This is a genomic window from Mycolicibacterium psychrotolerans (assembly GCF_010729305.1).
Taxonomy (GTDB): Bacteria; Actinomycetota; Actinomycetes; order Mycobacteriales; family Mycobacteriaceae; genus Mycobacterium; species Mycobacterium psychrotolerans.
Map to the genome: position 1 here is coordinate 2,418,024 of NZ_AP022574.1, position 18,444 is coordinate 2,436,467.

Genomic DNA, 18,444 nt, shown 5'->3' on the forward strand with positions numbered 1-18,444 from the left:
GCGCGTTGCACGTTCAATGCGCCTTTCCGTCCTCGACCTCGTGCCCGTGCGCTCCGACCAGACCACTTCCGATGCGCTGGCCGCGACCACACGTCTGGCCCAGACCGCCGACCGGCTGGGATACACCCGCTACTGGGTGGCCGAGCATCACAACATGCCCTCGGTCGCGGCGACCAGCCCGCCGGTGCTGCTGGCCCACCTCGCCGCGCACACATCGGCCCTGCGCCTCGGCTCCGGCGGGGTGATGCTGCCCAACCATGCGCCGCTGGCGGTCGCGGAACAATTCGCGCTGCTCGAGGCGGCCCATCCCGGGCGCATCGACCTGGGCATCGGCCGCGCCCCCGGCTCGGACCCGGTGACGTCCATGGCGCTGCGCGGCGCCGCCGGCCGCGACGACCGTGACATCGAGGCGTTTCCCGAGTACCTCGACGACGTCGTCGCGCTGATGAGCGCCAGGGGAGTGCGGGTGGCGCTGCCGCGCGACCTGATGCGGGACAACTACATCCTCAAGGCCACGCCCGCTGCCGCATCCGAGCCGAAGCTGTGGCTTCTCGGGTCGTCGATGTACTCGGCTCATCTGGCCGCGGCCAAGGGTCTGCCGTACGTGTTCGCCCACCACTTCTCGGGTCAGGGCACCGCGGAGGCGCTGCAGACCTACCGCGACGAGTTCCGGCCCAGCGACCTCACCCCCGAGCCGGTCACGTTCCTGACCGTCAACGCGGTGGTCGCCGAAACACACGACGAGGCAATGCGTCTGGTGTTGCCGAACCTGCAGATGATGGCGCGGCTGCGGACCGGGGCGCCGCTGGGTGCGGTGGATCTGGTGGAGGACGCCGAGACGCAGCAGCTGGGCCCCCGCGCGCAGGCGGTCATCGATGCCGGCCTGCGCCAAGCCGTGGTGGGAAGCCCCGCGGAGGCCGCCGAACAGGTGCGCGCCCTGGCCGCCGCGTTCGACGTCGACGAGGTGATGATCCACCCGGTCGCCTCGGCGCACCGCGGCAACGATCCGGCGACCGCGCCGGCGCGGGAGGCCACCCTGGAGCTGCTGGCCAAGGAGCTGTTCTAGCTTTTCGGCGTCAGCCGCACCAGCGGGATCTTGCGGCTGGTCCGGCTCTGGTAGCCGTTGTACCGGTTGCTGTTGTCCCGGTTGACCAATTCCCACAGCCGCGGATAGTCGGGGTCGTCGGCGAGCACCGGCGTCGCGGCGACCGCCAATCTCCGTGGCCCGATGTTGATCTCGATATCCGGGTGGGCCTTGAGGTTGTGATACCAGCCCGGTGCCCTGGGGTCACCGCCCTTGGAGGCGACGACGTAGTAGTGGCCGCCGTCGGGGAAGTAGGACAGCGTGTTGGTGCGTTGCCGGCCGGTCTTGGCGCCGACGGTGTGCAGCAGCAGGCTCGGCGGCACGCCGGGCAGCGGGATGCGGTGACCGACCCGGCCGTTGGTGCGCTTGTACAGGCTGTCGTGCACCATCAGCAGTCGGGTGCCGACGTTCTGCTCGATCCACAGAGCGATGTTCATCTGCTCAATCCAACTCGGCGGTGTCGATCTGCGCCAGTGCCTCGCGCAACAGCCGCCCGGTCTCCTCGCGGTCGGAGTCGCGGCGCACCAGCATGCCCTTGGCGAAGGACAACTTGTCGCCGTCGCGGCGCGGCACGACGTGCAGGTGGATGTGGAACACCGTCTGGAATGCGGCTCTGCCGTCGTTGATCGCGATGTTGTTGCCGTCGGCGTGCAGGCCCGAAGCCCGTGCCGCCTTGGCGATGCGCTGGCCGAGCACGGTCATCGCGGCCACCGTGTCGGGCGGGGTGTCGGTCAGGTCGACGGTGTGGCGCTTCGGGATGACCAGCGTGTGGCCGCGGGTGAAGGGCCGGATGTCGAGGATCGCGAGGTAGTCCTCGTCCTCGTAGATCTTGATGGCGGGAGCCTCGCCGGCGACGACGGCGCAGAAGACGCAGGACATCCCGCCACGCTAGTGGACGTTCTGCTCCGCCCACTCGCCCAGCCGCTGGTCCCGCTCCTCGGCGGAGACGTCCTCGATGCGCGTCATCACGGTCCAGCGGACCCCGAACGGGTCGCGCAGGGAGGCGAACCTGTCGCCGGTGGCGAAGTCCTGCGGCGCCTCCCGGACCGTCGCACCCGCGCGGCGCGCCCGGTCCACGACGTCGTCGACGTCGCTGCAGTACAGCGCGATCGAGAAGCTCGCCACGTCGGCCGACGGGTCAGGCGCCGCGATCTTGTAGGCCTCGGCGGGATCGCCGAGTTGCAGACGGCCGGTGCCGAAATCCAGTTCGGCGTGGGCGACCGTGCCGCCTGGCCCGTCCATCTTCTCGACGAGCGTGGCGCCGAACACCGCCGTGTAGAAGTCGATGGCCGCAGCCGCTCCGTCGACGCAGAGGAACGGGGTCAGGCTGGTGTACCCGGAGGGGATGGGGTGTGCAGGCATGCCGTCGAGTTTCGTAGCCTCGATGCCATGGGGGCTTGGAAAAAGGCGACAGACGAGCCGCCGACACGCGGCGTGGTCGGTCGCCCGGCGAGCTCCTCGGTCTACGACCTGCGGCGATGGGCGCCCAGTGAGGCCGCCGCGCGGTTCGTCGAGCACTTCTGGTCAGTCACCTGGGACCTGCGCGGCAGGCCGCCGTTCGAGAACACGGTGATCACGTTTCCGTCGTTGCATCTGACGCACGAGTGGGGTTCCGATGGCGTGCGGCACGGGTTTTCACTACCGGCCACGCTGGTGCACGGGGTCGTGGCGCAGGTGTTCCGCACCACCATCAGCGAAGCCGGCGCCGTCGTCGGCGCGCGTTTCCGGCCCGGCGGGTTCACCGCGAGGTTCGGCGGGGATGCCTCGGCGATGACGGGCCGGGTCCTGGCCGTGGACGACGATCTGTTAGGCGGGCCGGTGACCTTCGCCGACAACGTGAAAGATGCTGCGGCGCAACTGGATGGCGTGATCGGTCAGGCACCCGAGCCGGACGCGACCTACCGCGCGGTGACCGGCCTGGTCGACCGGATGCGCGACGACACCGGCATTCATCGCGTCGAGCAGGTGATGGCGCTGTCACCGTGGAGTGCGCGCACGACGCAACGGCTGTTCCGGCGCTACGTCGGGGTGCCGGCCAAATGGGTGCTCTGCCGCTATCGGCTGCAGAACGCCGCACTGGAGATCGAGACCCGCGCCGACGTCGACTTCGCCGATCTCGCGGTCCGGCTCGGGTGGTACGACCAGGCCCACTTCATCAACGACTTCCGCGCGGTGCTGGGCTGCACGCCCGGCGAGTACGCCGCAGCGCACGGCCGGCTCACGCTGTGATCGCCCGCCAGGCGGCGAGTTTCGCTTCGAAGGTCCACGTGTGGGCCGGGCTGGTCGACGGCAGCCGCGTGTACTCCCGCGCCCCGGACATCTCCACCAGCCGCCGGTAGTTGCGATCGGCCGCCGCCCCGTTGAAGTAGACGTGGCTGATGCCCGGATGTGCGGCGAAGAAGGCCGCGAAGTCGTTGGCCACCATGCTGTCCGGCTCGACGGCGGCGTCGAGGCTGCCGGTGCGGCGGCAAGACTGCAGGACGTCCCAGACCGCCACCCCGGCCCCGGTGAGCCGGCGGACGCGGTCGTCGTACGGTGCCGTGGCGTCGAAACCGAAGAGCTCGGCCGTGATCCGCCAGAAGGCGTTGCGCGGATGCGCGTAGTACTGGTCGGCCTGCAGTGACATGACTCCGGGCATGTTGCCCAGGATCAGTATCCGGGCGTCGGCCGCCGCGAGCGGCGGGAAACTGCGCACCGTCGGTGAGGTCATGACTCCTGTGTAGTGCACGGTAGGTTGAGCCGGTGACCGACGACGTCGATCTCGAGGCGACCGGGCTTCTCGACGGGCTCGACGGCAGTGCGCGCGCCGAGCGCGCCGAGCTCATCCCCTGGCTGCTCGAACGGGGGGTGACGATCGAGCAGATCAAAGCGACCACCTCGCCGATGCTGCTCGCGTCGCGCCGCGTCATCGGTGATGACGGCGTGTACGTGTCCGCGCGTGAGGCGGCGGACAAGCACGGCGTCGAGCTGGAGCTCTTCGAGCGGATTCAGCGCGCGATGGGCCTGCCGCGGGTCGAGGATCCCGACGCGGCCGTGTTGTTGCGGGCCGACGCCGAGGCGGCCAAGTTCACCCGCGACTTCCTGGCGGCCGGTATCGACCCCGACGAGCTGGTGCAGATCACCCGGCTGCTCGGCGACGGTCTCTCGCGCGCTGCGGAGGCGATGCGCTATGCGGCGCTGGCGGCCGTGATGCATCCGGGGGCAACGGAATTGGAGATCGCCAAGGCGTCGGAGTCGCTCGTCGCGGGGCTGGCGCCGCTGCTCGGTCCGCTGATCCAGGACGTTCTGCTACTGCAGCTGCGGCACGTGATCGAGACCGAGGCGGTCAACGCCACCGAACGCGCGGAGGGTCAGCACCTGCCGGGCGCACGGCTGGTGACGATCGCGTTCGCCGACCTCGTCGGGTTCACCCGGCTCGGGGAGGCGTTGCCGCCCGAAGACCTCGAGCGGCTCGCGCAGCGGCTGGCGGACATGACGCGGGAGGTGGCGGTCGCGCCGGTGCGCTTCATCAAGACGATCGGCGACGAGGTGATGCTGGTCAGTCCTGAGCCGGCGCCGCTGCTGGAGGCGGTGCTGCGTCTGGTCGACGCGACCGACGACGACGGCGACTTCCCGCGGTTGCGCGTGGGTGTTGCCACCGGAATGGCGGTGAGCCGGGAGGGGGACTGGTTCGGCAGCCCGGTCAACCTCGCCGCGCGGGTGACCGGCGCCGCCCGCCCGGGATCGGTTCTGCTGTCCGAGTCGGCCCGTACGGCGATCGGTGACGACGAGCGGTTCACGTGGTCGTTCGCCGGCACCCGACACTTGAAGGGATTCAAGTCCGACGTCAAGCTGTTCCGGGCCCGGCACGCAGGGGCAGACGTCGAGTAGCCACTGGGTTTGTCCAGCTCGGCGAACCTCACCAGACTCTTTTGCCCCGTGAGCTTCTTCCGCCACAAGCGGCGGTCGACTTGTCGGTGGTTCGAACCAGTGTTCGGCGGTCACCGGCGGCGGATCCCTGCTCCCGATGGGCGATCTGATCCGGATGGCCTCGCATGCGTTTCACTATCTGGCGGTGTTCGACCAGCACACCAGCCAGGCGTTGTATCTGGGCCGCACCAAGCGGATCGCCTCTCCGGCGCAGCGGATCGTGCTGCACGCCCGCGACCGCGGCTGCAGCCGGCCGGGCTGCACCGTGCCCGGCTACTGGACCCAGGTCCATCACGTCACCGACTGGAAGAACGGCGGCAGCACCGACGTCGACGACCTCACCCTGGCCTGCGGCCCGGAGAACCGGATGATCGAGCACACCGACTGGGACACCCGCAAAAACCGCCGAGGCCAGATCGAATGGGTGCCCCCACCCGGCCTCGACACCGGCCAACACCGCGTCAACGGCTACCACCACCCCGAACGCCACCTCCTCCCCGAAGACGGCCAAGGACCGTGAAAACCGTTGGCCGCCTGTGGTATCCCCATTACCAGGTTAGCTTCTGGCAGGACGCCGCTCCCGTCACCGCGCAGGCGTGAAACCGCGCAGCCGCAGGCTGTTGCTCACCACGAAGACCGAACTGAACGCCATCGCGGCGCCGGCGATCATCGGGTTGAGCAACCCTGCGGCTGCCAGCGGCAAAGCGGCGACGTTGTAGGCGAACGCCCAGAACAGGTTGCCCTTGATCGTCGCCAATGTCTTGCGCGACAACCGGATCGCGTCCGGCACCGCACGCAGATCGTCACGCACCAGCGTCAGGTCGCTCGCCTCGATCGCGACGTCGGTGCCGCTGCCCATCGCGAGCCCGAGGTCGGCCTGCGCCAGCGCCGCCGCATCGTTGACACCGTCGCCCACCATCGCGACGACCTTGCCCTCGCCCTGGAGGCGTACGACGGTGTCGACCTTCTCCTGCGGCAACACGCCGGCGATCACCCGGTCGATCCCGACCTGAGCGGCCACCGCACGGGCAACCGCCTCGTTGTCTCCGGTCACCATGATCGGTTCGAGCCCCAGCCGCTTCAGCAGTGAAACCGCCTCTGCTGAAGTGGGTTTGACGGCATCGGCAACGGTCAGCACGCCACGCGCCCGGCCGTCCCAGCCCACCACCACAGCAGTGCGGCCGTCTGACTCCGCCGCGTGCGCGGCAGCCGCCACCTCCGCCGGGACCTCACAGCCGCGCTCGTCGAGCAGCCGGATCCGGCCCAGCAGCACGGCCCGCCCGTCGACGGTGCCCTGCACGCCGAGGCCACGCAGGTTCTCGAACGCCGTCACCGCCGGCAGTTCCCCGAGCTTGTCCCGTGCCCCGGCGGTGATCGCCCGTGCGATCGGGTGCTCCGACGCACTCTCCACAGCGCCGGCGATGCGCAACACCTCGTCGGGCTGCTCGCCGGCCGCGGCGACCACGTCGTCCAACGTCATCGTGCCCGTGGTCACCGTTCCTGTCTTGTCGACGATGACGGTGTCCACCCGCCGGGTCGACTCCAGCACCTCCGGGCCCTTGATCAGAATGCCCAGCTGCGCTCCGCGGCCGGTGCCGACCATCAGCGCCGTCGGCGTCGCCAACCCCAGCGCGCACGGGCACGCGATGATCAGCACCGCGACCGCCGCGGTGAAGGCGGCCGCCGCCGGTGCACCCGCGCCGATCCAGAACCCCAGTGTCGCAACGGACAAGGCGATCACGATCGGCACGAACACCCCGGAGATCCGGTCGGCGAGGCGCTGCGCCTGGGCCTTGCCGTTCTGTGCGTCTTCGACCATGCGCGCCATCTGCGCCAGCTGGGTGTCGGCGCCGACCCGCCGCGCGCGCACGACGAGGATCCCGTCGACGTTGACGGTCGCACCGACCACCTCGTCACCGGGCGCCACCTCGGTCGGCACCGACTCTCCGGTCAGCATCGAGGCGTCCACCGCCGAGCACCCCTCGACCACCACGCCGTCTGCGGCGATCTTCTCTCCGGGCCGCACCACGAACTCGTCGCCCGAGCCCAGCTGGTCGATCGGAATGCGGTGTTCGGCGCCGTTCCTGCGGACCGACACCTCCTTGGCGCCCATGTCGAGCAGCGCGCGCAGGGCCGCGCCCGACTGCCGCTTGGCCCGTGCCTCGAAGTAGCGGCCCGCCAGCAGGAAGGTCGTGACCCCGGCCGCGGCCTCCAGGTAGATGTTGTTGCTCCCGTCGGTGCGGGCGATGGTCAGTTCGAACGGGTGCGTCATCCCCGGCATACCGGCGCTGCCCCAGAACAGCGCGTAGATCGACCAGCCGAACGCGGCGAGCGTGCCCACCGAGATCAGCGTGTCCATCGTCGCGGCGCCGTGCCTCAGGTTCGTCCATGTCGCGACGTGGAACGGCCATGCCCCCCAGACCACCACCGGCGCCGCGAGCGTCAGCGACAGCCACTGCCAGTACGTGAACTGCAGCGCAGGCACCATCGCCATCGCGACCACCGGCACCGAGAGTGCCAGGCTGATCAGCAGTCGGCGGCGCAGCGCCGCGGCGGGGTCGTCGGCGGGCGCGTCGGCCGCGGGAGCCTGCTGCGGCAGCGACGCGTGATACCCGGCGCCCTCCACCGCGGCGACGAGCTCGTCGGGCGTCACACCGCCGCCGTACTCGACGCGCGCCTTCTCGGTCGCGAAGTTCACCGTCGCCGTCACGCCGTCGAGCTTGTTGAGCTTCTTCTCGATCCGGGCCGCGCACGAGGCGCACGTCATGCCGTCGATCGACAGCTCGACCGAGGTCATGGTCGGCCCCCGTCGTGCTGGTGCGACACCTCGACCGGGGCCGCAGCCTCCGGGCCGACGGTGTGCCCGACCCACAGCGATATGGCGAACACCGCCGCAAGCAGCGCGGTGAAGGCGCCGATCCTCGTCGCGGCCGACATCGCGGTCAGCCCGCCAGCTGGTAGCCGGCCTCTTCGATCGCGGCGCGGATGTCGGCGGCGTCGATGGGAGCGTCGCTGGCGATCGTGACCGTACCGTGGGAGAGGTCGATGCCGACGTCGTGGACGCCGGGGATGTGGCTGAGTTCGGCGCGCACCGAGTTGGCGCACCCACCGCAGGTCATACCCTCGACGCTGATGGTGGTGGTGCTCATGGGAGTTCCTTTCCTCGGGCGGTGTGAAGCGCCCGCTCACACATGTGTACCATACCCCCCTAGGGTATTCAACGAGGTTTTGAAGGGAGCGCGACAATGATGTCCACACGCAGACTGCAGGCCGCAGCGGCAGCCGGGGGAGCCGCTCTGGTTCTCCTGCTGACGGGATGTACCGACAGCACCAGCAGCACCGAGGATGCCGGTGTGTCGGCCACGAACGATCACGGGTCGATGTCGCACAACGCCGATCCGGCGGCGGCGCACAACGACGCCGACGTCTCCTTCGCCGACGGCATGGTTCCCCACCACCAGCAGGCGATCGTGATGAGCGACATCATCCTCGCCAAGCAGGGCATCGATGCCCGCGTGGTCGAGCTGGCCAACCAGATCAAGGCCGCCCAGGGTCCGGAGATCGCGACGATGCAGAAATGGCTCACCGCGTGGGGCGCCCCGTCGATGAACCACGAGGGTCACGACATGAGCGATATGGGCATGGGGATGATGAGCGACCAGCAGCTCGAGCAGCTACGGCAGGCCCAGGGCGTCGACGCCGCGAAACAGTTCCTCACCGGCATGATCGCCCACCACGAGGGCGCGGTGCGGATGGCGCAGACCGAGCTCGACACCGGCAAGGCCGAGGATGCCAAGAAGCTGGCCCGCGACATCATCGACGCTCAACAGCGTGAGATCGCCACGATGAAGCAGATTCTCGGATCCCTCTAGATGCGGGTGCTCGTGCAGCGGGTGACGTCCGCGCGCGTCACGGTGGCCGGCGAGGTCGTCGGCGAGATCCGGCCGGCCACCCAGGGCTTGCTCGCGCTGGTCGGCGTCACCCACGACGACGACCCGGCGAAGGCCGAGCGCATGGCCGAAAAGCTCTGGCAGCTACGGGTTCTCGACGGTGAGAACTCGGCGAGTGACATCGGTGCACCGATCCTGGTGGTCAGCCAGTTCACGCTGTACGGCAACACCACCAAGGGGCGGCGGCCGACGTGGAACGCCGCCGCGCCCGGGGCCGTCGCCGAGCCGCTGGTCGACGCGTTCGCCGAGGCGCTGCGCGCGCTGGGAGCGCAGGTGCAGACCGGCGCGTTCGGCGCCGACATGGCCGTCGAGCTCGTCAACGACGGTCCGGTGACGGTGCAGCTGGAGCTGTGAGCTACTGCGTCGCCGTGATCTGCACGCCTTCGGACGGCTGAACGATCACGAATCCGTTGCCGTAGAAGGACACCTGGACCGCCTCGCCCGATCCGCGGCCGATCAGCGCGCCGGCCTTGAAGCTCGTCTTCAGCTGGGTCTGCAGGTTGGCCGACCACGCCACGACCGCGTTGGTGTCGGCGAAGGTGGGGGCCTCCGCGGCGTTGAGCACCACCGGCGGCCCGTCGGTGGTCAGCGCCACCCAGCCGGTGCCGCGCAGCGTGGTGTTGAACAGCCCGCCGGTGGCCATGCTGCCGCCCTTCACGCGTTCGATGTTCCAGTCCAGGCTCGACGAGAAGGCCAGCACGTTCTTGCCGCTGATCGACAGGCCGGAGTTGGTCAGGTTGAGCAGGTGGACGTCGTAGGCGCGCTCGGCGAGGAAGACGTCACCCTGTCCAGCGCACCGCATCAGCGGCAACCCCTCACCGGTCAGCGCCTTCTTGATGAACTTCGAGGCCCCGCCGCCCTCGAAGGCGAAGTCGACGTTGCCCTGGTAGGCGACCATCGAGCCCTGCCGGGCCATGAACGGTTCGCCCAGCCGGACGCGCAGCAGCTTGGCGTTCTGGTTGGCGATCGCCTTGGCTTCCTTCTCGCTGAACCGGCCGTCGACGAGATCGCCGCTGATTCCGGCGAATCCATCGCCGCTGCCCGGTGCCTGCTGGACCTGCGCCTGGACCTGTGCCTGCGGCTGGCCAGGCGCGGGACCGGCCTGCGGGCCAGGGGCCTGGCCCAGCGGGGCCGCCATCACCTGTCCGCCCTTGGACACCTGATCCGTCCACCGCTGCCCGTCGAACCAGCGGTAGTCGTAGCGCCCTTCCGGGTCGGGCTGCCAACTGCCTTGTCCGGGTGCTGTCACCGTCGCCACCTCCCGTGTTCTGGTGGCCTCACCCTAAGCCGTTCGCCGTCGGTGAACGACCACATTCGAGCGCTGTAACGGTGTAAGCATGTAATCATGAGACACCAACCCCACAGCCGTAGGCCGGGCCGCTCCGGCGGCTGGCAGCAAGCCGACCAACCCGATGCCCGCGACGCCGGAGACTGGTTCGCCGGCCGCCTACCCGAGGAATGGTTCGCCGGTGACCCCGAGGTCGTCGTCGATCGCGAGGAGATCACCGTCGTCGGCCGCCTTCCCGAACCCGGCGGCGAGCCCGACAGCGAGGCCCGTGCATCCGGCCGCGCGGCCAGATTCCGCGAGCAGACTCGCAGTGAGCGCATGCGCATCGCCGACGAGGCCGAGGCGCGCTACGGCCGCAAGGTGGCCTGGGGCGTGACGGTCGGCGAGGAGCGAATCCTGTTCACGCACATCGCGGTACCGGTGATGACCCGGCTCCGTCAGCCCGAACGCCAGGTGCTCGACACCCTCGTCGACGCCGGGGTGGCCCGGTCACGCTCGGATGCGCTGGCGTGGTCGGTGCGGCTGGTCGGCGAGCACGCCGACGAATGGCTCGGCAAGCTGCGTGACGCGATGCGTGAGGTGGACGACCTGCGCTCGTCCGGTCCTCAGCTTTGATCCACCTTCTCGACGGCCACGAACGTCGAGTTCAGCGCCGGGGTCTGCGACAGCGGATCCACCGGTTCGGCGTCGACCAGCAGATTGCGGTTGACGCCGAAGGACTCGGCGGGTGCGCCGCCGCGCGGATCGTAAACCCTTGAGCCCCAACCATGGTCGATGATCACCACGCCGGGTCGCGGCTCGTCGCCGACCGACGCGGTGAGCTCGATCCGCCCGACCTTCGACGTGACGCGGACGCGGTCGCCGTCGGTGACACCGAGGCGGAGCGCGTCATCGGGGTGAATCACCACCTCAGTGCCCTTGCCTGAGGGGTGCAGCCCCGGCAACTCGTTGAGCCAGGAGTTCATCGAGTGCCTGCGACGTCGGTTGGCCAGCGAGAACGGGAACTCCGCCGGTGGATCGGCGGGCGGCTGGGCGAGCAGGTCGCGGGCGCGGGCCACGAATTCGGGGGGCGCGAGCCGGACCTTGTGCTCCGGGGTGCGCAGCGCGTCCCGGAAGTGCCCGAACTCGCGGGGGCCGAGAACCCAGCCGTGGGGGTGGGCGCGCACGTCGCGCCATCGGATCCTGCGGCCGTTGACCTTTCGGCCCGTCGCCAGCACCAGCCGGTCGATCCAGTGAGGGCCGAACTCGAGCCCGCGGATGCCTGTGAGGCGGGCCAACTGTCGGGTCGCGCGGATGAACGTGTTGAGACCCGGGGCGCGAAACAGGGGCCGGCGCATCGCAATCGCGAGATCGACGAAGATGCGCCACTCCTGACGCGCACCCGGTGGTGGCTCGATGGCTTTCGCGCCGTACTGCACGTACGGCTCGTCGTGCATGTTGCTCGTGAACGCCAGCAGGTCGTCGCGCTCCAGCCAGTGCACGGCCGGCAACAACCAGTGCGCATGCCGATGGCTCTCCCGCTGCACGAAATCGACGGCCACCAGCAGATCCAGTTCGGCCAGCGCCTCGTCGAGCGCGGCCCCGTCCGGACCCGACACCACCGGGTTGCCGCAGTTGATCACCAGCGCCCGGATCTGACCCCGTCCCGGGGTGGTGATCTCGGCGGGGAGTTCGGACAGTGCGTGCCCTCCCGCCACCATCGGCCGGCCCGACAGCCGGTTGCGGTGCCGGCTCGCGCCGACCATGCCGGACATTCGGAGCGCGTCGACGTAGCCGGGCTCGTAGCGGCGGCCCCCTGGGCGGTCCATGCGCCCGGTGATGACGTTGAGCGCATGCCCCAGCCATTCCCCGACGGTGCCGGTCAGGTGCATCGACACGCCGGTCCGGGTGACCACCATCGCGGCCCGGGCGGTGGCGAAACCCCGTGCCACCGATTCGATCTGGGCCCGTGGCAACCCGCACCGCAGCGCGAGGTCGTCGAGGTCCGCCTCCGCGGCCAACGCGCGCAGCTCCGCGACTCCGGTGGCCAGCTCGGCACAGTCCTGCCGGTGCTCGAGGCCCTCGTCGAAGATCACCTTGATCATCGCGAGCAGCAGCGCCCAGTCCTGCGCCGGCCGCACCGGGAGATGGAGGTCGGCCCTGGCGGCGGATTCGGTCCGCAGCGGGTCGACGACGACGAGCGTGGCGCCGTGGGCCTGCCGGTCCAGCGCCCGCCGCCAGCCACCCGGCACCGTCTCGAGCCAATTCCAGGCGCTCACCGCGGGATTGGTGCCGACCAGCAGGAAGTAGTCGCAGTTGTCGACGTCGGACACCGGGGCCATCAGCATCGAGCCGTACATGGCTTCGGCGACCACGTGCATCGCGTTCTGGTCGATGGAGCCGACGAAGTACCGGCTCTGGGTGCCGACCGCGTCGAGCCAGCCGTTCATGAAGATGATGTTCGACGACGAGAAGCCGGCCGGATTCCCGTAGTACACGCCGACGGCGTCGGGGCAGTCCGCGTCGATCACGGCGTTCATCCGGGCGGCGATGTCGGTGATGGCCTCCTCCCACGTCGCCTCCACGTAGGAGTCGCCGACGCGGCGCATCGGGGCCACGATCCGCCGGGGATGCTCGACCAGTGCGGCAGCGGTGCGGCCCTTGGCGCAGAAATCCCGCCAGGTGTGCGGGTTCTGCTTGTCGGGCGAGATCTTGAGCACGCGGTTGCCGTCGACGGTGACGTCGACGCCGCAGGACGCCAGGCAGTACCGACAGAACGTGTGCACGGTCCGGGTCATACCGTCATGCTGCCGCAAGCAGATCGCTTAATCCGGCGATCGGCACTCAGGCCTGGATCATCGTCCAGTACTCACCGCGGCGCGCCATCAGCTCGGCGTGCGTACCGCGTTCGACGATCCGGCCGGACTCCATCACCAGGATGATGTCGGCGTCGCGGATCGTCGAAAGCCGATGCGCGATCACGAAACTGGTGCGGTCGCGGCGCAGTGAGGCCATCGCGTGCTGAATGAGCACCTCGGTACGGGTGTCCACGGAGCTGGTGGCCTCGTCGAGGATCAGCAGCTGCGGCCTGGCCAGCACCGCGCGCGCGATCGTGATGAGCTGACGCTCGCCGACGCTGATGTTGGTGCCGCCGTCGGCGATCCGGGTGTCGTACCCGTCGGGCAGCGTGTGCACGAAGCGGTCCACGTAGGCCGCGGTGGCCGCCTCGATGACCTCGTCCCGATCGGCGTCGGGGCGGCCGTAGGCGATGTTGTCGTAGACCGTGCCGGCGAACAGCCAGGTGTCCTGCAACACCATGCCGATGCGGGACCGCAGCGAGGCTCGGCTGACCGAGGTGATGTCGACGCCGTCGAGCAGGATCGCGCCCGCGTCGACGTCGTAGAACCGCATCAGCAGGTTCACCAGCGTGGTCTTGCCCGCGCCGGTCGGCCCGACGATGGCCACCGTGGTGCCGGGCTCGGCCACCAACGAGAGATCTTCGATCACCGGCGCGCCGGGACGGTAGGCGAACGACACGTCGCGGAACTCGACGCGGCCGCTGCCCGGTCCGCCGGCGGGGAGCTCGCGCAGCGATGCCGGCGGTTCCTCCTCGGCGTCGAGGAGATCGAAAACCCGCTCGGCGCTGGCGATCCCGGACTGCAGGGTGTTGTACATGCCGGCGATCTGGGTGAGCGGCTGGTTGAACTGTCGGACGTACTGGATGAACGCCTGGATACCGCCCAGCGTGATCTGCCCGGTGGCGACCTGCAGCCCGCCGACCACCGCCACCGCCACATAGCTCAGGTTGCCGACGAAGATGGTTGCGGGCGAGACCAGACCGGAGAGGAACTGGGCGCCGAAACTCGCGTGGTACACATCGTCGTTGAGTTTGCGGAACTCTTCCTCGGCCAGCGCGCGGTGACCGTAGGTGGTGACCACCGTGAAGCCGCTGTAGGTCTCCTCGATGTGCGCGTTGAGCTTTCCGGTGTTGGTCCACTGCGCCACGAACAAGCGGCGCGACCGCCGTGCGATCGACCGGGTGATCCACAGTGACAGCGGGACCGTCACGACGGTGAGCAACGTCAGCAGGGGGGAGATCGTGAGCATCATGACCAGCACGGCCACCACGGTCAGCACCGAGGTCAGCAGCTGGGTGATCGACATCGACAGCGACTGCTGCAGGTTGTCGACGTCGTTGGTGACCCGGCTGAGCACCTCACCGCGCTGCCGGGAGTCGAAGTAGCGCAACGGCAACCGGTGGACTTTGTCCTCGACGTCGGAACGCAGCGCCACCATCGTCTTCTGCACCACGATGTTGAGCAGTCGCGCCTGCAGCCAGACCATCAGCGCGGCAACCAGATACAGCCCCAGCGCCAGGGCAAGGGTGCGGGCCACCGCACCGAAGTCGACGCCCTGGCCCGGCACCACGTTCATGGCCGAAAGCAGGTCGGCGAATGTGGTGTCGCCACGGGCCCTGGCCGCCTCGACGGCCTGCTCCTTGGTCCGGCCCGAGGGCAACTGCCGGCCGATGACCCCGTTGAACAGCAGGTCGGTGGCATGCCCGAGGATGCGCGGACCGATGACACCGATCGCGATGCCGCCGATCCCCAGCAGCATCACCGCCACCGCCAGTCCACGGTGCGGAATCAGCCGCCTCACCAGCCGCAGTGCCGAGGCCGTGAAATCGCGTGAGCGGGCCTGCGGGGGCTCGGCCATCCGCATGGAACGCGCCAGCGGTCCGCTCATACCGTCCCCACCGACTGCGAATCGGCGAACTGCCGGTACTCCTCGCACGAACCGATCAACTCGTCGTGGGTGCCGGCGCCGACCACCCGCCCGTCGTCGATCACCACGATGTGATCGGCTTCGGCGACCGTCGAGATGCGTTGCGCCACCATGACGATCGTCGCTCCCGCGGACACCTCCCGCAAGCGGGACCTGACCGTGCGGTCGGTGTGCACGTCCAGCGCGGAGAACGCGTCGTCGAACAGGTACAGCCTCGGTCTGCGGATCACCGCGCGCGCGATCGCAAGGCGCTGGCGCTGTCCACCGGAGAAGTTCATGCCGCCCTGCGCGACGGGCTGGTCGAGACCGTCGGGATGGGCGGCGACGAAGTCGTCGGCCGCGGCCACCCGCAACGCCGCCCACATCTCGTCGTCGGTCGCGTCGGCCTTACCGAAGCGCAGGTTGTCGGCGATGGTGCCGGAGAAGAGGTAGCCGCGCTGGGGCACCAGACCGACCGCCGCCCAAAGCGTCTCGATGTCCAGATCGCGCACGTCGATCCCGTCGACGCGCACCGCACCGTCGGTCACGTCGTAGAGCCGGCAGATCAGCGACACCAGCGTCGACTTCCCCGACCCGGTCGACCCGACGATCGCGGTGGTCCTGCCCGGTCGCGCGGTCAACGAAACACCCTGCAGCACGGGCCGATCGGCTCCCGCATAGCTGAACGTCGCGTTGTCGAACCGGACCTCGCCGGTGATCGCCTCCGGTGTCAGCGCCGCGGCCGGACTGGTGATCGCCGGCCGGGTGGACAGCACCTCGGTGATGCGTTCCGCGCACACCGAGGCCCGCGGGATGATGACCAGGATGAACGTCGCCATCAGGACCGCGAAGAGGATCTGCATGAAGTAGGACAGGAACGCGATGAGCGAGCCGACCTGCATCTGGCCGGCATCGATGCGAAGGCCGCCGAACCAGATCAGCGCGACACTGGAGACGTTGATCACCAGCGTCGTCACCGGCAGCATCAACGCCTGCCACCGGCCCGCCTCGATCGCGGCGTCGGCCAGCGCATGGTTGGCCTCGGCGAACCGGTTGCGCTCGTAGCCTTCCCGCGCGAACGCGCGCACCACCCGCAACCCAGTGAGCTGTTCGCGCATCACCCGGTTGATCCCGTCGATCAGGCGCTGCAGCCGGCGGAAGATCGGCAGCAGGTGCGAGACGATCCAGTAGTTGGCCAGTGCCAGCACCGGAACACTGACGAGCAGCAGCCAGGACAGCCCGGCGTCCTGGTGCACGGCCATCGCGATGCCGCCCACACACATGATCGGTGCGGTGATCAGCATGGTGGCGGTCAACTGCACCAGCAGCTGGATCTGCTGCACGTCGTTGGTGGTGCGGGTGAGCAGCGACGGCGCACCGAAGCGGGCGGTCTCCTCGGCCGAGAAGCCGGTGACGTGGTGGAAGATCAGCGACCGCAGGTCGCGTCCGACGCCCATGCTGGCCCGCGAGCCGAAGTAGACGGCGCCCACCGCGCACACCACCTGCAGGGCGGACACCCCCAGCATCACCGCGCCGAGTTCGACGATGCGGCGCAGGTCGCCCTGGGCGACACCGTCGTCGATGATCGCGGCGTTGACGGTGGGCAGATACAGCGTGGCCAGCGTGCTGATCACCTGCAACGCCGCCACGATCGCCAGCAGCGGGCGGTACGGACGGGTATGCCGTCGGAGCAGGCCGAAGAGCATCCCGCTACTGTCGCATACCCGCCGACACCGGCGCCCGTCCGGCGGGCGCACCTGAGAATCGGCTGAACTCGCAGGTCAATCGGCATGTCGGTGGTTGACCCCTGAGCCTGCCGCTACAGTGCATGGCGTGACCGGAAGCCAGCGTGGACATCGACGGCCGTTGAGGGCCGTCGTTGCTGCCGCGGCCATCATCCCCGTGCTCGCGGCGTGCTCGAACGATCAGCCGTCGTCGCCCACGGTCCCGTCGGGTGACGCGCCGCCGCAGGCGGCCAAGCACGGACCGTTCTTCCCGCAGTGCGCCGGCATCAGCGACGAGGAGATCATCAAGCAGACCCAGGTGCCCGGGCTGACCAACACGGCGCAGAACTCGGTGGGCTGCCAGTGGCTGGCCGGCGGCAGCATCGTCGGCCCGCACTTCTCGTTCACCTGGTTCCGCGGCAGCCCGATCGGCCGTGAACGCAAGACCGAGGAGCTGTCGAGGACCAGCGTCGAGGACGTCAACATCGAGGGCCACGACGGCTTCATCGCCTCCAACGACGATCCCACCCTCGGCACCAACCTCTGCGAGATCGGCATCGGCTTCGGCGACGACTTCATCGAGTGGTCGATCAGCTACGCCCAGAAGCCGTTCCCGGATCCGTGCGACGTGGCCAAGGAACTCACCCGCCAATCGATTGTGAACTCCAAATGAGCATGCGTCGGGGAAGGGCCGCGGCGGCCGCCGCGCTGGCGGGCCTGGTCGTGCTGACCGGGTGCACGCAGACCGTCGAGGGCACCGCCGCCAAGTCCGGTTCCGGTGACGTCCCCCGCAACAACGACTCGCAGCAGAAGTACCCGAACCTGCTCAAGGAGTGCGAGGTCCTGACCGAGGACATCCTCGCCCAGACGGTCGGGGCGGATCCGCTCGACATCCAGAGCACGTTCGTCGGTGCGGTCTGCCGGTGGCAGGCCGCCAACCCGGCAGGGCTGGTCGACATCACCCGGTTCTGGTTCGAGCAGGGCGATCTGGAGAACGAACGCAAGACGGCTCAGCAGCTCAACTACCAGATCGAGAACCGGTCGATCGCAGGCATCCAGTCGTTCGTGATGCGGCCCAACGACCCCAACGGCGCCTGCGGCGTGGCCAGTGACGCCGCGGGAGTGGTGGGCTGGTGGGTGAACCCGCAGGCACCCGGCATCGACGCATGCGGCATGGCGATCAAGCTGATGGAGCTCACGCTCGCCACCCGCGCCTAGCGCGGCACGTGGAAGTCGACGAGTTCGGCCCCGCCGAGTCCCAGCTGCCCCCACGGCACGGCGGTACGCAGCACCGCGATCGCCGACGTCGGGTACTTCGCCGAGACCTTCTCCGCGACAAGGCCGTTGGCGCTGTCCTCGTCGGCCAGCCCGAGCGCCAGTGACGACATCACCGGCTCGTGGCCGACGACCAGCAGCGCGGTCACGTCGTCGGTGATCCCGTTGATCTCCTCGATGACGATGCCCGGCGTGGCCTCGTAGATGCGGCCCGAGAACTGCGCGGGCGCGGCAATTCCGGTGCGGTCCAGAGTCTGCCGGGTCCGGGTGGCCGTCGAACACAGCACGGCGTCGATCTGCCCGAGGTGTTCCCGGATCCAGTCGCCGGCCAGCTCGGCCTCCCGGACGCCGCGCGGCGCGAGCGGACGCTCGTGATCGCCCACCCCGTCGGGGTAGTCCGATTTGGCGTGCCGCATGAGCACCAGCGTGCGTGTTCGATCGCTCATCGGGAGATAACGGTAGTCCATCCGG

20 protein-coding genes and 1 pseudogene are annotated in these 18,444 nt (G+C 69.3%); 9 read left to right on the top strand and 12 right to left on the bottom strand.

Annotation, left to right across the window (positions count from 1 at the left end; all coding sequences use genetic code 11):
• Window positions 1–16 precede the first annotated feature (16 nt).
• Window positions 17–1,066, top strand: coding sequence for an LLM class flavin-dependent oxidoreductase (locus G6N45_RS11990; protein WP_163722541.1), 1,050 nt, complete (start codon window positions 17–19; stop codon window positions 1,064–1,066).
• On the opposite strand, the gene G6N45_RS11995 is transcribed toward G6N45_RS11990, so the two are convergent.
• From G6N45_RS11995 to G6N45_RS12005, 3 genes are read right to left on the bottom strand one after another with little or no spacing between them, the layout of a single operon-like run.
• A complete protein-coding gene (locus G6N45_RS11995) occupies window positions 1,063–1,521 on the bottom strand; it encodes a nitroreductase family deazaflavin-dependent oxidoreductase (protein WP_163722542.1) in 459 nt (152 codons plus the stop codon). The genes G6N45_RS11990 and G6N45_RS11995 overlap by 4 nt on opposite strands.
• Before the next feature lie 4 nt (window positions 1,522–1,525).
• Window positions 1,526–1,963: an HIT family protein gene (locus G6N45_RS12000; protein ID WP_163722543.1), complete on the bottom strand. Its 438-nt coding sequence runs from the start codon at window positions 1,961–1,963 to the stop codon at window positions 1,526–1,528.
• Between the two features lie 9 nt (window positions 1,964–1,972).
• On the bottom strand, window positions 1,973–2,446 hold the full coding sequence (locus G6N45_RS12005) for a VOC family protein (protein ID WP_163722544.1): 474 nt from the start codon (window positions 2,444–2,446) through the stop codon (window positions 1,973–1,975).
• 27 nt (window positions 2,447–2,473) lie between these two features.
• On the opposite strand from G6N45_RS12005, the gene G6N45_RS12010 reads away from it, so the two are divergent.
• A complete protein-coding gene (locus G6N45_RS12010; RefSeq protein WP_163722545.1) occupies window positions 2,474–3,313 on the top strand; it encodes a helix-turn-helix domain-containing protein in 840 nt (279 codons plus the stop codon).
• On the opposite strand, the gene G6N45_RS12015 is transcribed toward G6N45_RS12010, so the two are convergent.
• Window positions 3,303–3,794 (bottom strand): DNA-deoxyinosine glycosylase, encoded by a 492-nt coding sequence (locus G6N45_RS12015; RefSeq protein WP_163722546.1) that lies wholly within the window; start codon window positions 3,792–3,794, stop codon window positions 3,303–3,305. The two genes, G6N45_RS12010 and G6N45_RS12015, sit on opposite strands and share 11 nt — an antisense overlap.
• 32 nt (window positions 3,795–3,826) lie before the next feature.
• Here G6N45_RS12015 and G6N45_RS12020 point away from each other — a divergent pair, with 32 nt between their 5' ends.
• On the top strand, window positions 3,827–4,954 hold the full coding sequence (locus tag G6N45_RS12020; protein ID WP_163722547.1) for an adenylate/guanylate cyclase domain-containing protein: 1,128 nt from the start codon (window positions 3,827–3,829) through the stop codon (window positions 4,952–4,954).
• A gap of 106 nt (window positions 4,955–5,060) precedes the next feature.
• Window positions 5,061–5,513: pseudogene (locus G6N45_RS12025) on the top strand (DUF222 domain-containing protein); the annotation flags it as partial.
• Window positions 5,514–5,576: 63 nt separating this feature from the next.
• Here G6N45_RS12025 and G6N45_RS12030 read toward each other — a convergent pair.
• From G6N45_RS12030 to G6N45_RS12035, 3 genes are read right to left on the bottom strand one after another with little or no spacing between them, the layout of a single operon-like run.
• Window positions 5,577–7,790, bottom strand: a complete 2,214-nt coding sequence (locus G6N45_RS12030) for a heavy metal translocating P-type ATPase (RefSeq protein ID WP_163722549.1) — start codon at window positions 7,788–7,790, stop codon at window positions 5,577–5,579.
• Window positions 7,787–7,930, bottom strand: coding sequence for a hypothetical protein (locus G6N45_RS27700; RefSeq protein WP_170312445.1), 144 nt, complete (start codon window positions 7,928–7,930; stop codon window positions 7,787–7,789). The genes G6N45_RS12030 and G6N45_RS27700 overlap by 4 nt, the downstream gene beginning before the upstream one ends.
• A gap of 5 nt (window positions 7,931–7,935) precedes the next feature.
• Window positions 7,936–8,142, bottom strand: a complete 207-nt coding sequence (locus G6N45_RS12035; protein ID WP_057148172.1) for a heavy-metal-associated domain-containing protein — start codon at window positions 8,140–8,142, stop codon at window positions 7,936–7,938.
• Window positions 8,143–8,238: 96 nt separating this feature from the next.
• Here G6N45_RS12035 and G6N45_RS12040 point away from each other — a divergent pair, with 96 nt between their 5' ends.
• On the top strand, window positions 8,239–8,865 hold the full coding sequence (locus tag G6N45_RS12040; RefSeq protein ID WP_163722550.1) for a DUF305 domain-containing protein: 627 nt from the start codon (window positions 8,239–8,241) through the stop codon (window positions 8,863–8,865).
• Window positions 8,866–9,297, top strand: a complete 432-nt coding sequence (dtd, locus tag G6N45_RS12045) for a D-aminoacyl-tRNA deacylase (protein ID WP_163722551.1) — start codon at window positions 8,866–8,868, stop codon at window positions 9,295–9,297.
• Between the two features lies 1 nt (window position 9,298).
• Here the strand turns inward: dtd and G6N45_RS12050 are convergent, their stop codons facing one another.
• On the bottom strand, window positions 9,299–10,192 hold the full coding sequence (locus G6N45_RS12050) for an AIM24 family protein (protein WP_163722552.1): 894 nt from the start codon (window positions 10,190–10,192) through the stop codon (window positions 9,299–9,301).
• Window positions 10,193–10,288: 96 nt separating this feature from the next.
• Between G6N45_RS12050 and G6N45_RS12055 the strand changes: the two genes are divergently transcribed.
• Window positions 10,289–10,846 (top strand): ATP-binding transcription factor AbmR, encoded by a 558-nt coding sequence (locus G6N45_RS12055; protein ID WP_163722553.1) that lies wholly within the window; start codon window positions 10,289–10,291, stop codon window positions 10,844–10,846.
• On the opposite strand, the gene G6N45_RS12060 is transcribed toward G6N45_RS12055, so the two are convergent.
• The 3 genes from G6N45_RS12060 to G6N45_RS12070 are packed head-to-tail and all read right to left on the bottom strand — an operon-like array spanning window position 10,837 to window position 16,680.
• Entirely contained in the window at window positions 10,837–13,008 is a 2,172-nt protein-coding gene (locus G6N45_RS12060; protein ID WP_163722554.1) for a molybdopterin-containing oxidoreductase family protein, read from the bottom strand. The genes G6N45_RS12055 and G6N45_RS12060 overlap by 10 nt on opposite strands.
• Before the next feature lie 46 nt (window positions 13,009–13,054).
• Window positions 13,055–14,956: an ABC transporter ATP-binding protein gene (locus G6N45_RS12065; protein ID WP_163722555.1), complete on the bottom strand. Its 1,902-nt coding sequence runs from the start codon at window positions 14,954–14,956 to the stop codon at window positions 13,055–13,057.
• Window positions 14,953–16,680: an ABC transporter ATP-binding protein gene (locus G6N45_RS12070; RefSeq protein WP_163722556.1), complete on the bottom strand. Its 1,728-nt coding sequence runs from the start codon at window positions 16,678–16,680 to the stop codon at window positions 14,953–14,955. The genes G6N45_RS12065 and G6N45_RS12070 overlap by 4 nt, the downstream gene beginning before the upstream one ends.
• Window positions 16,681–16,798: 118 nt before the next feature.
• Here G6N45_RS12070 and G6N45_RS12075 point away from each other — a divergent pair, with 118 nt between their 5' ends.
• Both G6N45_RS12075 and G6N45_RS12080 read left to right on the top strand, forming a co-directional pair.
• The gene (locus G6N45_RS12075) at window positions 16,799–17,371 is read left to right on the top strand and encodes a DUF3558 domain-containing protein (protein WP_163722557.1); all 573 of its coding nucleotides are present in this window, start codon (window positions 16,799–16,801) and stop codon (window positions 17,369–17,371) included.
• A 2-nt stretch (window positions 17,372–17,373) separates the two neighbouring features.
• Window positions 17,374–17,916, top strand: coding sequence for a DUF3558 domain-containing protein (locus G6N45_RS12080; protein ID WP_156394848.1), 543 nt, complete (start codon window positions 17,374–17,376; stop codon window positions 17,914–17,916).
• On the opposite strand, the gene G6N45_RS12085 is transcribed toward G6N45_RS12080, so the two are convergent.
• Complete coding sequence (locus G6N45_RS12085) at window positions 17,913–18,419, bottom strand: SixA phosphatase family protein (protein ID WP_163728272.1); 507 nt, start codon at window positions 18,417–18,419, stop codon at window positions 17,913–17,915. The two genes, G6N45_RS12080 and G6N45_RS12085, sit on opposite strands and share 4 nt — an antisense overlap.
• Window positions 18,420–18,444 lie beyond the last annotated feature (25 nt).